The sequence below is a fragment of the Pseudomonas sp. DSP3-2-3 genome, assembly GCF_049898225.1.
Classification (GTDB): Bacteria; Pseudomonadota; Gammaproteobacteria; order Pseudomonadales; family Pseudomonadaceae; genus Aquipseudomonas.
Genome location: NZ_JAFCXH010000011.1, coordinates 12,655 through 27,093, shown reverse-complemented (window position 1 = coordinate 27,093; position 14,439 = coordinate 12,655). Strand labels below are relative to the sequence as shown.

General features: G+C 60.3%; 10 protein-coding genes and 1 pseudogene. 3 read left to right on the top strand and 8 right to left on the bottom strand.

All coding sequences use genetic code 11. From position 1 onward, the window contains the following. Nucleotides 1–13: 13 nt before the first annotated feature. From ACP7E4_RS14425 to ACP7E4_RS14415, 3 genes are all read right to left on the bottom strand, one after another. Nucleotides 14–1,663 carry a DUF1302 domain-containing protein gene (locus ACP7E4_RS14425; protein WP_426115370.1) on the bottom strand — a complete coding sequence of 550 codons (1,650 nt, stop codon included), beginning with the start codon at nt 1,661–1,663 and terminating at the stop codon, nt 14–16. 101 nt (nt 1,664–1,764) lie between these two features. Further along, nucleotides 1,765–2,532, bottom strand: a complete 768-nt coding sequence (locus ACP7E4_RS14420; protein ID WP_426115368.1) for a coniferyl-alcohol dehydrogenase — start codon at nt 2,530–2,532, stop codon at nt 1,765–1,767. A gap of 68 nt (nt 2,533–2,600) precedes the next feature. After that, nucleotides 2,601–4,076 (bottom strand): benzaldehyde dehydrogenase, encoded by a 1,476-nt coding sequence (locus ACP7E4_RS14415; protein ID WP_426115366.1) that lies wholly within the window; start codon nt 4,074–4,076, stop codon nt 2,601–2,603. A 292-nt stretch (nt 4,077–4,368) separates the two neighbouring features. Here ACP7E4_RS14415 and ACP7E4_RS14410 point away from each other — a divergent pair, with 292 nt between their 5' ends. The 3 genes from ACP7E4_RS14410 (at nt 4,369) to ACP7E4_RS14400 (ending at nt 8,509) form a co-directional block, all read left to right on the top strand. Then, nucleotides 4,369–6,156 (top strand): sigma 54-interacting transcriptional regulator, encoded by a 1,788-nt coding sequence (locus tag ACP7E4_RS14410; RefSeq protein WP_426115364.1) that lies wholly within the window; start codon nt 4,369–4,371, stop codon nt 6,154–6,156. Nucleotides 6,157–6,395: 239 nt separating this feature from the next. Continuing rightward, complete coding sequence (locus ACP7E4_RS14405) at nt 6,396–7,454, top strand: Rieske 2Fe-2S domain-containing protein (RefSeq protein ID WP_426115362.1); 1,059 nt, start codon at nt 6,396–6,398, stop codon at nt 7,452–7,454. A 104-nt stretch (nt 7,455–7,558) separates the two neighbouring features. Further along, a complete protein-coding gene (locus ACP7E4_RS14400; RefSeq protein ID WP_426115360.1) occupies nt 7,559–8,509 on the top strand; it encodes a PDR/VanB family oxidoreductase in 951 nt (316 codons plus the stop codon). 12 nt (nt 8,510–8,521) lie between these two features. Here ACP7E4_RS14400 and ACP7E4_RS14395 read toward each other — a convergent pair whose 3' ends face one another. The 5 genes and pseudogenes from ACP7E4_RS14395 to ACP7E4_RS14375 all read right to left on the bottom strand — a co-directional run bounded on the left by ACP7E4_RS14395 (nt 8,522) and on the right by ACP7E4_RS14375 (nt 14,412). Next, the gene (locus ACP7E4_RS14395) at nt 8,522–9,235 is read right to left on the bottom strand and encodes a GntR family transcriptional regulator (protein ID WP_426115358.1); all 714 of its coding nucleotides are present in this window, start codon (nt 9,233–9,235) and stop codon (nt 8,522–8,524) included. A 79-nt stretch (nt 9,236–9,314) separates the two neighbouring features. Further along, a pseudogene (locus ACP7E4_RS14390) lies at nt 9,315–9,503 on the bottom strand (acyl-CoA dehydrogenase family protein); the annotation flags it as partial. A 178-nt stretch (nt 9,504–9,681) separates the two neighbouring features. Continuing rightward, the gene (locus ACP7E4_RS14385; RefSeq protein WP_426115356.1) at nt 9,682–10,923 is read right to left on the bottom strand and encodes a thiolase family protein; all 1,242 of its coding nucleotides are present in this window, start codon (nt 10,921–10,923) and stop codon (nt 9,682–9,684) included. Then, a complete protein-coding gene (locus tag ACP7E4_RS14380; RefSeq protein WP_426115354.1) occupies nt 10,920–12,803 on the bottom strand; it encodes a feruloyl-CoA synthase in 1,884 nt (627 codons plus the stop codon). Before ACP7E4_RS14380 ends, ACP7E4_RS14385 begins: the two co-directional genes overlap by 4 nt. 160 nt (nt 12,804–12,963) lie before the next feature. Next, complete coding sequence (locus tag ACP7E4_RS14375; RefSeq protein ID WP_426115352.1) at nt 12,964–14,412, bottom strand: aldehyde dehydrogenase; 1,449 nt, start codon at nt 14,410–14,412, stop codon at nt 12,964–12,966. Nucleotides 14,413–14,439 lie beyond the last annotated feature (27 nt).

Genomic DNA, 14,439 nt, shown 5'->3' with positions numbered 1-14,439 from the left:
CGAATCCACCTTATTAGAATGAGGTTTTCAAGTAGAGAGAGACGAAGTCACGGTCGGCCAGTGACTGCCCGTAGCTGAAGTTTCCGTCCTCTCGAAGCCCGGCTTTCGGGGCACCGAAGAAGTTCACGTAGTTCAGGCCCACATCCCAGCGCTGCAAATAGGTCGCCTTGAGCCCGACGCTCCAGTCACCGGAGTGGGTATTGCCGAAGCCCGATTTGTTGACGGCCGAAGAGCGCCCGTCGAGCACGATCCCCATGCCAATAGGCACCGTCAGGTCAACCCCGTCGATAACCTGGAAGTACGACGGCTCCATCAATACCCTAAGGGCTGTCGCATCTCGGGTTGTGTTGGAATCCAGCGCCGCAGCGTTCTCGGTGATGCTCAGGGTGCGGTTCCAGGCCAGTTCGGCCAATGCCGAGCCGCCGTCCCAGAAGGCGTTCGGTGATAACAGGTAAATGGCCGACAAGTTGGCGTGCGCGGTTTTACCCCGAGCAAATAGCGAGTTATCGCCACCGTCCGCTTCCATCCCCGGGGTTACCACTTGCAGATTGCTCACCAGCGGAGCATTCCAGCGCACAGACGTTTCGCCGGCAAAGTTGAACGGGCCATAGGCCGTGGAAAAGCTGACACCGGCAGTCTTGATATCTTCGGCGTAGACCTGACGATAAGAACCGAGGATGGGCAGTCCGGTGGCCGCCGCAGCCGCACCATCGAGGTAGGCGTACAGGCCAATCGGGGCCTTGTCGTGATACTGCGCAGCGTAAAAGCCCAGTTCCAGCTCGGTCCCGGTCGGTTTAAAGCGAATTTGCATCCCCCCTTGCCCCGAATTTCTCGCTTTCAAATCGCCGCCATTCACCGTGTCGTTACCAAACACTTCGCGCAGCGAACCGCTGCCGTAACCGATGGCATCGGTATCGCTCAGGTAACTGCCGGCGCCAGGCAGGTTGGAGCGCTCCCACTCGAACTGGTAGTAAGCGCCCACCGACAACTGCGGGTTGATCTGCAACTGCCCGGATATCTGATTGACCGGACGCAGAATCTCTTTGAACTGGGTCCCCGGCACGCTAAGCAACTTGACCACGTCGGTCGGGCCCTGGGCATTGGCAATCCCGTTGCCGCCGTAGAACAGGCTTTCACCGTAGATCAGGCTGTGTCGCCCCAGACGCACCACACCCTGGGAGTCTTCACCGAGGTCTCCGCGCAGGAATACAAAGGCGTCGAGGATTTCACCGTTACGGCCATGGAGTTTGCGGGTCTCGCTGAGGAAATGCGTTTGCTCGCTGCTGTCGGTGGCCTTGTTGTAGATATCGTCGTACCAAGCCGCGCCACTCACACGCAGCCCGTAGTTTTGCCGGCTGAGGTCCATTTCGGAAAACAGGTCCAGACGGTTGGAGACCAGACCGCTACTGAAATTTTTATCGCCCTGGCTCTGGATCGAGGGAAACAGGCCGTTGGCGGTGGGCGCATTGACTAAACGACTGTCCTGACCCTGTAGACGCCAGGCCTGGCTGTATTTGATGGTGTTGTCCCAGCGCAGTTTCCAGTCGGAATCACCGAGGTCCATTTGCATGGCCTCGACCCTTTCGACCATCACGCCTGCGCTGCATAACGCCAGAAACAGGGCGCAATGCTTAAAACGAAAGCAAACTTTTACGTTGTCCATGGACGCTCCTCATTATTTTTATTTTTGGCTTGGCCGTGCACGCAGGGTGTCAGCCAACACGCTCGAACAGCGGCCTGCACCGCTGTCTACCGGATTGAGCTTTAGATGTATGTGGAGGCCAGGCCGCCATCGACCGCCAGGTTGACGCCGTTGATCCAGCGCGACTCGTCGGCACACAGGAAAGCGATCACCGCCGCTACCTCATCGGCATAACCGGGGCGTTTAATGCGATGGGCATCGGCCTGGGTCCGGGCCTCGCCGAGCATGCTCACGAAGTCGCCAAGAATGGGTGTGAAAACCGGGCCCGGCGCAACGCTGTTCATGCGCACCGAATGTTCCAGAAACCATTGCTGGGCCTGCCGGTAGTTCCAAACGATCAAGGCTTCCTTGAAATACTGGTAGCAGGTCTCGTCCGGTACCGCGTGTTCGGCCAGCCAGGCTTGCGCAGCAGCAAAATCTTCAATGTGCGCCAGCTCCTTGTGCAGCGTCAGGCGCAACGGCCACTCGGCGCCGAGGATCGAAGCGATATTGACGATGCTGCCGCCAGCCGTGATGCGCGGCAGCAGCGCACGGGTCAGGTGACGCAGCCCCAGGTAGTTGACCTGCGCCAGCAGTTGCGGGTTTGCAGTGCCCGGGACCCCGGCTATATTGCACAGGCTGTCGATCCGTGCCGGTAACTGCGGCAAGAGCCGGTCGATGCTCTCGGCACTGCTCAGGTCGCCCAGGACAAACCCGTCCAGGGTCATGTACGGAGCCTTGAGATCCACACCAATCACCTGAGCGCCGTGAGCGCGCAGCAGGCTTGCAGTGGCCGCGCCGATTCCTGAGGAAACCCCAGTTACCAGTACAATCTTGTTGTCGAGTTTCATGTTGCGTCCTCTTATTGTTTTTGTGGACTCGCCCGGTGGACCGACCACCCTAGTCGACCCTTGCCCCATCAGAATGGGTAGCGCGGCGCCTTATCCTTGACCGTCACCCATTGCCATTGGGTGTATTCGTCCCAATCGGCCGGGCCGCCAACGCTGCCGGCATTTCCCGAACTGCCGCGCCCGCCGAATGGATTGATGCATTCGTCGGCCACCGTCTGATCGTTGATGTGCAGCAGACCGCAATTGAGTTGCTCGCCAATTGCCATCGCGCGCCCGACCGAAGGCGAGATGATCCCCGCGGACAGGCCGTACTCGGTGCGATTGGCCAATTGGATGGCCTCTTCATCACTGGCAAAACTCACCACCGTGGCCACCGGACCGAAGATCTCCTCGTCGAACGCACGCATGCCCGGACGCACGCCTGAAAGAACCGTAGGTTGATAGAAGAGCTGTTCAAACTCGCCGCCGGCTTCCAGAGTTGCCCCGGCCCTCACACTCTCTGTCACGATTTCATGCACACGTTGCAACTGTCGTTTGTTGATCAAAGGTCCCAGCACAGCCTCGCCGCGAGCGGCATTGCCGACGGTGATCGCCCGTGCTTTCTCTGCCAGCCTGCGGACCAGCTCTGCAGCGATCGACTCATGAGCCAGGATGCGTCCAGTGGCCATGCAGATTTGCCCCTGATGCAACCAGGCCCCCCAGGCGGCGTTGCTGGCCGCCAGGTCGAGATCGGCGTCTTCGAGCACGATCAGAGAATTTTTGCCGCCCAGCTCCAGGGCTACTTTTTTTAGATGACGACCAGCCACCTCCGCGACCTTGCGTCCCGCCGCAGTAGAGCCGGTGAATGCAATCATTCGCACGTGCGGATCGCGGCACAGCGCTTCACCAGCCAGCGCTGCGCCCGGCAAAACCTGCAACAGGCCGTCAGGCAGACCCGCTGCCTCGAATAACCGGGCAATGATGAAGCCACCACTGACCGGGGTCTGCGGATCGGGCTTGAGCACCACGGCGTTGCCAGCCGCAAGCGCGGGTGCTACCGAGCGAAGAGAAAGCACCAGAGGAAAGTTGAACGGAGAAATCACCCCGACCACGCCATGGGGCAACCGACGTGCATAGGACAGGCGCCCTGCCTCGCTCGGAAGAACCAGGCCATGGGGTTGCGACAGTAGACCGGCCGCCTGATGCAGCAGGACGATCGCCTCACGGACCTCATGTTCGCCCTTGAACAGACTGCCGCCGCTTTCCCGAGCGATGTAAAGCGCCAGCTCGGCAAAGTGTTGCTGGGCCAGTGCTGCTGCTTTGCGAAAAATCTCCGCCCGCTCGCGCGGACCCAACGCTGCCCAGGCAGGCTGGACACGGGCAGCGGTGAGACTGGCAAGCGCGATGTCCGCCGCATCGGCCAGGCCGGTGACAGTCAACACCTCGCCGGTGGCTGGCTCGCGCACGCTATTGCTGCCGCCCAATGGGCGTATCCAGTCGCCATTGAAGATGCGTTCGTGCCACATCTCGTCCCGCAGAAAATCAGAGGGTTCACTTACCGACATTTCGGCCTCCCGGCTCTTGTGCTTGTCATCGCCCGACGACACCGTGCTGAAGCGGTGAAGTCGTCTGCGTCGTGAAAGCACTAGAGCAAGGGCTGTGCCGACTTCCAGAGTCCCAAGGTTATTTAGATGGCGAAGGCTCTGGCCTGTGGGCTGAGGATGAGTATCCAAACATGGGACTCCGGTCTCGACGCTCCGTCAGCCACGGGCCACTTGTTCAAATGATAAAGTTATGTTTAATAACTGTTTCAATAGTTACTCATTTCGACCAGTCATTGCGTTCAGGGGCATAACAATGAATAACCCCAACATGCTGTTTCCCGGACTCGCAATCCGGGAGGAACATTTCTCGCCTCGCGGGGACAGCACCCAGCTGGCCGAGGGCAACTCACCGACGCTAGCCGAGTTGACCGAATGCCTGTTCTTTTCCCCTGTCGACGGACGCATCTGGCTCAACGATCAGCGCATGCTGCTATTGCACAGTTCATCCTTCGGCGCATTGCGGCGCGAGATCATTGATCGCCAGGGCCTGGAACAGACCCGTGGCCTGTTTACCCGCACCGGTTACCTGTCAGGCGCACGCGATGCACGGCTGATCCGCGAGCGTTGGCCGGACGCCGATGCCGCAGCGGTTTTCTCCGCTGGCACTCGCTTGCACACTCTGGAGGGCATGACCAAGGTCGAACCCCTGCACTTCAAGTTCGATGCCGACTCCGGCTTCTACGAAGGCGAGTTCCTCTGGCATCACTCCTGCGAGGCCGACGAACATATCGCCGCCTACGGGATCGGCCAGGACCCGGTGTGCTGGACCGAGCTGGGCTATGCCATCGGTTATGTCAGCGGGCTATTCGGCCGCCTGGTCATCTTTCGTGAAACCGAATGCCGGGGCATGGGCCACGAAACCTGCCGAGTGGTCGGCAAGACCGCCGAACAATGGGGCGATGTCGAACAGGACCTGGGGTACCTCACTGCATCGCCGTCCAGCGTCGCCCCCATGCAGCGCCCGGTCCAGGCAGCATCTGCCCCTCAGGACGACACCGATCTGCCCGCGGGGCCAAAACCCATTGGCGCCAGCGCTGCCTTCAACGCCGCCACCCTTGCTTTGCAACGCGTGGCGCCAACGCCCGCTACGGTGTTGTTCAGCGGCGAGTCCGGGGTCGGCAAGGAGTTGTTCGCTCGGCAATTGCATCAGTTCAGTCCAAGGCATCAAGCACCTTTCATAGCCCTCAACTGCGCCGCAATCCCGGACAACCTGATCGAGGCGGAATTGTTCGGCGTTGAACGCGGTGCCTACACGGGCGCGACTCAATCGCGGCCCGGACGCTTCGAACGCGCTCACGGCGGCACCCTGTTCCTTGATGAAATCGCCAGCCTTAGCCTGCCGGGTCAGGGCAAGCTGCTGCGGGCATTGCAGGAACGGGAAATCGAGCGTGTCGGTGGTGGCCAGTCGATCAAGGTTGATGTCCGGGTGGTGGCGGCAACCAATGTAGACCTGCGCAAAGCCGTGGCGGCCGGAGATTTTCGTGAGGACTTGTTCTACCGTCTGAACGTCTTCCCTATTACCCTGCCGCCACTGCGTGAACGACGCGACGACATCCCGTTACTGGTCAACGCGTTCCTGCGGCGCTTCTGCCAGGACTATGCTCGCAAACCCGCCGGGCTGACCATGCGCGCGCTCAAAGTGTTGCTGCGCTACGACTTTCCCGGCAACGTGCGCGAACTGCAAAACCTGGTGGAGCGTGGTCTGATCGCCAGTGAGGACGGTCAATCGATCGACCTGGTCCATCTGTTTCGTAACGAGCCAATGCCAAAGGAAATGTACTCGCTGGACGACACTGGCAGCCTTGCGGCAATCGACCAGGATCCTGCCAGCACGCAGAATCGCCCCGCGTTGCTGGAAGCCTTGACCCGCCTGGAGCGCGGTTTCTCCATTGAAGGGCTGGAGTCGCGCTTGATCGACGAAGCGCTTCAACAGAGCGAAGGCAATCTGGCTGCGGCTGCACGACTGTTGGGGTTGAGTCGTGCGCAGTTCGCCTATCGGCTGAGGAAGTACCAGCAGGCATCGGCAGAGCGGCCATCCTGAAGCGCAATGCCATCCACGTTGATCACCCACAAAAAAACCGCCATTGGCGGTTTTTTTGTACATGAACAACCTACAATGGATCCATTAAACATATTTAAAACAAACTCACATTGAATAAAGCATGCTTTTTAAGCCCAAATATATCCACAAATGGCCTAGGACAAGGTTGACTTGCGGCATCTGCTTATCGCCTAATGGATCCATCAAAACAAAAACAAACGATGACCTGGAGAGTTTTCATGTACCCAAAAAACACGTGGTACGTCGCCTGCACCCCCGATGAAATTGCACAAGGCCCTCTCGGGCGGCAGATCTGCGGCGAAAAAATCGTTTTCTATCGCAGCCAGGAAAACCAGGTTGCAGCGGTCGAGGACTTTTGCCCGCATCGCGGCGCGCCGCTTTCATTGGGCTATGTCGATAACGGCAACCTTGTGTGCGGCTATCACGGACTGGTCATGGGTTGCGACGGAAAAACTGTCGAAATGCCAGGGCAACGGGTACGCGGCTTCCCTTGCAACAAGACTTTCGCAGTGGTCGAACGTTACGGTTTTATCTGGGTATGGCCCGGAGAACAGGACAAGGCTGACCCAACGCTGATCCACCACCTGGAGTGGGCCGTGAGCGATCAATGGGCATACGGCGGCGGTCTGTTCCACATCGCCTGCGACTATCGCCTGATGATCGACAACCTCATGGATCTGACGCACGAGACTTACGTGCATGCGTCCAGCATCGGCCAGAAAGAAATCGATGAGGCCGCCCCGACCACGACGGTCGAGGGCGACGATGTGGTCACCGCACGCCACATGGAAAACATCATGGCGCCGCCGTTCTGGCGCATGGCCTTGCGCGGCAATAATCTGGCTGACGATGTGCCGGTGGACCGCTGGCAAATCTGCCGCTTCTCGCCCCCCAGTCACGTACTGATCGAAGTGGGTGTCGCCCATGCCGGCAAAGGCGGCTACCACGCCGACGCCGAGTTCAAAGCATCCAGCATCGTGGTCGACTTCATCACTCCGGAAACCGACACCTCCATCTGGTACTTCTGGGGCATGGCGCGCAACTTCAATCCTCAGGATGAAGCGCTCACCGCGACCATTCGCGAGGGTCAGGGGAAGATTTTCAGCGAAGACCTGGAGATGCTCGAACGCCAGCAACAAAACCTGCTGGACCACCCTCAGCGCAATGTGCTCAAGCTCAATATTGATGCGGGCGGCGTGCAGTCCCGCCGCGTCCTGGAACGAATCATCGCCAGCGAGCGAGCCCCCGAGCCGCAATTGATCGCCACCGCACAATAACCAGGCCAGGCCAGGGCACGCCATGCCGTGCCCGTCCCTTGCGCAGCCCAATCTCAAAATAACCAGAAGTGACCACTGTGGTGGCAACGCTCCGAGGATGAAGCATGATCGATGTGGTGGTGGTATCACGTAAAAACGAAGCTCAGGACATCTGCAGCTATGAATTGGCCAGCGTCGATGACAGCGCACTGCCCGGCTTCAGTGCCGGCGCGCACATCGATGTGCACCTGCCCGGCGGAGTCATCCGTCAATACTCCCTGTGCAATCACCCCGAAGAGCGCCACCGTTACCTGATCGGCGTGCTCAAAGATCCGGCCTCGCGCGGCGGCTCACAATGCCTGCACGAACAGATCAACACCGGGGATCGCCTGCGCATCAGCGAGCCACGCAATCTGTTCCCGCTGGTACACCAGGCCAGGCGCAGCCTGTTGTTTGCCGGCGGCATCGGTATCACACCGATTCTGTGCATGGCTGAACGTCTTGCCCACAGCAACGCGGACTTCGAAATGCATTACTGCGCACGCTCGAGCGAGCGTGCAGCCTTTGTCGAACGAATCAAGAACTCGTCTTTCGCCGACCGGGTATTTCTGCATTTCGATGAGCAACCCGAGACAGCGCTGAACGCGGCCAGGGTATTGGCCCAGCCGGGAGAAAACGTTCATCTGTATGTTTGCGGTCCGGGCGGTTTTATGCAGCACGTGCTGGACAGCGCCAGGGCTCAAGGCTGGCAGGAAGACTCGCTACACCGCGAATATTTTGCCGCCACGCCCACTGATACCAGTAACGATGGGAGCTTTTCGGTCAAGGTTGGCAGCACCGGCCAGGTCTTCGAAATCCCGACCGACAAGACCGTGGTTCAAGTACTGGAAAGCCATGGCATCAATATCGCCACGTCCTGCGAACAAGGCATTTGCGGCACGTGCCTGACCAGGGTACTGGAGGGCGTGCCGGATCACCGCGACCTGTTCCTCACCGAAAATGAGCAGGCACTTAATGATCAGTTCACTCCGTGCTGCTCGCGCTCGAAATCATCGCTGCTGGTGCTGGACCTCTGAAAAGGCCGAGCCTCACTCAGAGCGGTGAATGACCTTCATCCGCTCATTGGCTGTCGCAGAACCAAATATCTCGGCATAGCGCAGGGTAGCGTTGGCGTGTTCGCGCATGATCGCTTCGGCACGGGCGCCCTGGCGATTGATCAAGGCATCGAAGACGGCATGATGTTGCATGTGGGCGTAGTTGAAACGCCGATACTCGCGGGCCATGTCGTTGCGATCCACCGCCAGCGCGGTTACCGAAGCAAAAGGCAGGTGGTCATTGCGAGCTAGCGCATCGGCGATGGCCGGGTTGTGACTGCCTTCGACGATCACCTGATGGAAACGCATGTTGAGGTCATGGTAGACCTCCAGGTCGTCTTCTGTGACATAGCCCTTGTCGAACAATTCGTCACCTTGCAGCAGGCATAGTTCCAGGATCGCGCGCGCCTCTGCCGAGAGTCCGCGCTCGGCAGTCTGACGTGCTGCCAGACCTTCGAGCACTCCACGTACTTCAACGGCACCGGCGATGTCATCGGCACTGACCGAGCGCACCTGAAACCCTCGACCGCCGAACCGCACCAGCAACCCTTCCTGTTCGAGGGTTCGAAACGCCATACGCACCGGCATCCGGGACACCCCGAACAGCTCCGCCGTGGGGATTTCCATCAGTCGTTCGCCAGCAACCAGCTCGCCCGAAGCGATCATCTTGCGCAGCGCTACCAGCACCAACTGACCGGGCTTACTCATCCAGGCAACTTCCAGAAAACGTGGGCGGCCATAGTAACGCAAGCCTTGCACAAGCTGGAGATCAACTCGCACAGCAGGCATCGCCCAATACTTTGCGCAATAGCAGGTCATTGGCCTGAATTTCGTTACTGCCCTCGTAAATCATTGCGATTCGGTTGTCGCGCAGAGTCTGCTCAATTGCGAACTCGGCGACGTAGCCGTAACCACCGAACACCTGCAAGGCATTGCTGGCCAGACGAAAACCCTGCTCGGTGAAAAAAGCACAGATAGGCGCCATGGGCAATGCCGGTATACATGGCCCAGCCGTCAGCCAGTGTTCGAAGATGAATTGCATGTCGCGCAGCGGCGCCTGGTGGTGCCACATGGAAAGCCTCATATCGTCGAAAGTCGCGAAAGTCTCTCGCCGCTCAATACTTGCCCGGCGCTGCTCAAAGCGGAGACAGGGCTTAGTCGCGGTACTGCGGGTTCTCGATCAGCACGGCCATGCCCTGCCCGCCACCGACACAGGCAGAGGCGATCCCATAGCGCAGATTCTGCTCGCGCAACTGCCGGGCCAAAGTCATCACCAGACGCAGGCCGGTGGCAGCTAACGGATGACCGAGGGCAATCGAACCGCCACGGCGGTTCAGCCGATTGCTATCCAGCTCCAGCGCCTGGGCTACTGCCAGCACTTGCGCGCCTTGCGCCTCGTTGATTTCAAACAGGGCGATATCGTCCTGCGCCAACCCGCTGCGTTGCAGCAGCAACTGGATCGCTGGAACCGGGCCTATTCCCATGAACTCCGGGGCCACGCCGACCACTGCCGTCGCCAGCAGGTTTGCCAGTGCCGGTCGCGTACCCACCGATGCGCGGCCGACCAGCACCGCCGCTGCACCGTCCACCACAGCACAGCTGTTGCCAGCGGTTTGCACGCCCTCCGAATGAATCGCTCGCAACTTGGCCAACGCGAGGAAATCAGTGGACCGAATGTGGCTGTCGAGGGTGACTTCGTCTACCCGAAGCGGCAGCGTAATGCCCCGAGGCTGATAGCCGTCCAGCTCGAATGACTCGTTGCGCACTGCGACGATTTCATCGGCGAACCAGCCAGAAGTCTGCGTTTGCAATGCTTGCTCATGGCTGTTGAGGGCATAGGTATCCACCGCTTCGCGACTCAAGCCATGACACCTGGCAAGGTTTTCCGCCGTGGCGATCATGTCCAGTCCCGGTGCTGGGTCGTACAGCGCCTCCCAGAGGAAATCCTTGAAATCCACCGACGCACCCAGCCGAAATCCGTATCGATGGGTGTAGGCAGCAATCGGGTTGCGCGACATGGATTCGGCGCCCACACACAGCGCCAGTTCCGCGCCGTCGCGAAGTTGCCCACCGGCCTGGCGCAGCAGCTCGAAGCCGGTGGCGCAAATGCGCTGCACCGCCAGTGCAGGCACCTGTTGCGGCACACCACTGTAAAGACCGATGTGGCGTGGCAGCAAGTAGGCGTCGAAGCTGGCCTGGGCCATGGAGCCCGCCAGCACAGTATCGACTGTCCGCGGATCGAGCCCGGCACGGGCCAGCACTTCACGCCCGACCTTGATGCCCAGATCGATGGGTGATACCTGGGCCAGCGCACCGCCGAGGTCGATCCAGGGCGTGCGCACGGCCTCAAGAATCGCCACATCGTTGAATGCCGAATACTGCCCTGCGTAATTCAAGACCGTGGACCGGCGCGCAGGATCGAAGGGTCTTCGCCGCGATACAGCGCTTCGACCTTGGCTGCACGCCATTGCAAGACTGCCCGCTGGTTGATTGAGCCTTTGTCAGTGATTTCACCACGATCGATAGACGCGGCCTCGTCGAGCACCGCGATCCACTCAAGGCGACTGGCGTTGCCGCTGGCTTCGCGATTGAGGCGTTGCAGCCAGTCGGCGAACCACACCCGAACCGGCGCGCTGGCCAGAACTTCGGCATCGCTGGCAGCCTTGGTCAACCCCGATAGTCGACGACACTCGTACAGACGAGGAAAAACCAAGGCGCCCAGGCACTCGCGATCCGGTGCCGCGACAACGAGGTCCAGCACATAGGGCGAGCCCTCGAGAACCGCACGATTGCGCAGGGGGCCAACACTGACGAACACTCCAGAGGACAACTTGAAGTCTTCGGCGAGACGACCATCGAACATCAGACCCAGTTGCGGGTCGCTCGGGTCGGCCAGCTTGATGGCATCACCGGAACAGTAGAAGCCCTCATCGTCGAAGACTTCGGCGGTCTGCTGCGGTGCACGCCAGTAGCCAGGCATGATGTGCGGGCCACGGAAACGTCCTTCCAGCTTGCCATCCACCGGTACGAGCCGGACCTCGCAACCCGGCGCCGGCAGACCGATGTAACCGGCCATCGACAGCGGCCCGGTGGTGAAGGTGCAAGAGGGAGACGCTTCGGTCATGCCGAGCCCGGCCATCATGCGGATGCGTTCACCACAGTGTTGCTCTGCGACCCGGTCGAGCCGATCCCAGACACTCTGCGAGAGACCGGCTGCTGCGAAAAAGAACAGCTTCATATGGGCAAAAAAACGTTCACGCAATTCGCCATCGTTTTCCAGCGCCGAGACCAGCTCCTCCCAGCCTTTGGGTACGGTCAGGTAGGCGGTCGGCGAAACTTCCGTCAGATTGCGCAGGGTTTCAGCGAAGCCCTGAGCCGTGGGCTTGCCGTCATCCAGATAAAAAGTACCACCGTTGTAAAGCACGATGCCAACGTTGTGACTGCCGCCGAACGTATGGTTCCACGGTAGCCAGTCCACCAGTACCGGCGGTTCCTCGCCAAACACTGGAAAGGTCTGCAACAGCATTTGCTGGTTGGCGCAGAGCATACGCTGGGTGGTGATGACCGCCTTGGGTAATTTGGTCGAACCCGAGGTGAACAGGAATTTGGCGATACTGTCCGGGCCCGTGGCGGTGAAAGCTACATCGGCCTCGGCACCGCCAGGGCGTTCGAGCAGACTGGCGAAATTCACCTGACTGCGCCCTGGCACGTGTCCGTGCACGGCAACCAATGGAGTCTCGGTTGGCAACACAGCATCGATCGCCCGCTGGTAGGCGGCCGCGTCGCTGACAAATATCAACCCCGGCTGCAGCAAATCGCAAACATGCCGCAGCTTGGCGAAATCCTGAGATAGCAACGAATAGGCCGGAGAAACCGGACAATAAGGAATCCCCGCATACATCGCACCCAAGGCGATCTGCAAATGCTCGATGTCGTTGCCCGAAAGGATCGCCAGCGGTCGCTCGGCCGAAAGCCCGTAGCCGAGCAGGCTCTGGGCGATGGCACGAACGCTGTCGAACATCTGGGCATAACTGACCCGGCGCCAATCGCCACCTTGTTCGCGGGCGGCGATAAAGGTCTGCTGCGGACGCACCTGTGCCCAATGCACCAATCGGTCAAGCAGGCGCATGGGCAGTGACGCCAGCGGCTCCAGGGAGCGCATGTGCAAGTTGCCGTTACGTTCACTGACCTCCACAGCAGAATGGCCGATGGACACGGGGCGGTAACGCGTTTGAGCAACGCCGGATTGGGGTTGCGGTCTGAATTCGGAACTCACGTCGTTATCCTCCATCAAGGCATGCCAGCACCAACCAGCACTCAAGCGGCTCGGTGTAAGCACGGCAGCGTCTGGCTGCATCCTTGTTATTGTTATGCCTTGTTTACATTCGCAAGCGGCTGCTCGCACGAGACAGCAGCCCGAGAAACGCAACGAACGATCAGATCGGGTAGTGCCGTGACCCATTCTGCAAAGTGACCCAGCGCAATTGAGTGAAATGCTCGATCGCCGCTTTGCCGCCAAAACTGCCGTAGCCGCTGGACTTGACCCCGCCGAAGGGCATCTGCGCCTCATCGTGTACGGTCGGTCCGTTGATATGGCAGATGCCCGACTCGACCCTCTGGGCCAAGGCCAGGGCGCGCCCGGTATCGCGACTGAAGATCGCCGCCGACAGACCGAATTCGGAATCGTTGGCCAGGCGCAGCAACTCCTCGTCGTCCTCGCCACGCAGCAGCACCGCCACCGGACCGAAGGACTCCTCGCGGTACAGGCGCATCTCGGGGGTCACGCCATCAAGCAAGGTAGGCTGCATGATGCTGCCCTCGATCTGACCACCGGCAACCAGGCGTGCACCCTTGTCGAGGGCATCATCAATCAACCCCCGGATGCGCTCGCCAGCTGCGGCATCGACCAGGGAACCCAGTACCGAGTCGACAGCGTTCGGGTTGCCAGCGCGCAAGGTGGCGATCTTGCTCGCCAGCTTGCTGACAAAGACATCCGCAACCCCGGTATCGACAATCAGGCGCTCGGTGGACATGCAAATCTGCCCCTGGTTGAAGTAGGCACCGAAGGCTGCAGCCTCGACCGCTGCGTCGAGGTCCGCGTCGTCCAGCACCAGAAACGGCGCCTTGCCACCCAGCTCAAGAAGTGCCGGTTTGAGGTGTCGCGCCGACAGTTCACCGACGATGCGTCCGACATGGGTGGAGCCGGTGAAGTTGACTCGACGCACTGCCGGATTGGCGATCAGCCGCTCGACTATGGCCGCGGCATCTGCCGGGGCATTGCTGATGACATTGACCACCCCGTCGCCCAGCCCCGCATCCTGCAACACCTGGCCGATCAACCGATGCACAGCCGGGCTCAGCTCGGAAGCTTTGAGCACCACGGTATTACCGCAAGCCAAAGGCATAGCAATCGCACGAGTGGCGAGAATAACCGGGGCGTTCCATGGTGCAATCCCCAACACCACCCCGCAGGGTTGGCGCAGGGCCATGGCGAAATTGCCAGGGACGTCGGAGGGAATCACTTCGCCATTGTTCTGCGTGGTCATCGACGCCGCCTCGCGCAGCATGCCGGCCGCCAGCTGCACATTGAAGCCATACCAGTTCGCCATGGCGCCAGTTTCCCCGGCGGCGGCGACGAATTCAGCCGTACGCGCTTGCAATTGGTCGGCGGCGGCGAGCAAGCGCGTGCGCCGTACATTAGGCGCCAGTGCGGCCCAGGCAGGAAACGCGGCCTTGGCAGCGGCGACCGCCGCATCGGCATCTTCGAGGGTAGCGGCGGCCACTCGCGACACGACCTTGCCCGTCACCGGGTTGCGGCGCTCGAAAGTTCGCCCGTCACGGGCTGGGCACGACTTGCCGCCGATCAGCAGGGGCACGTCCAACATGGTGATTCCTCTTTATTGTATTTATCG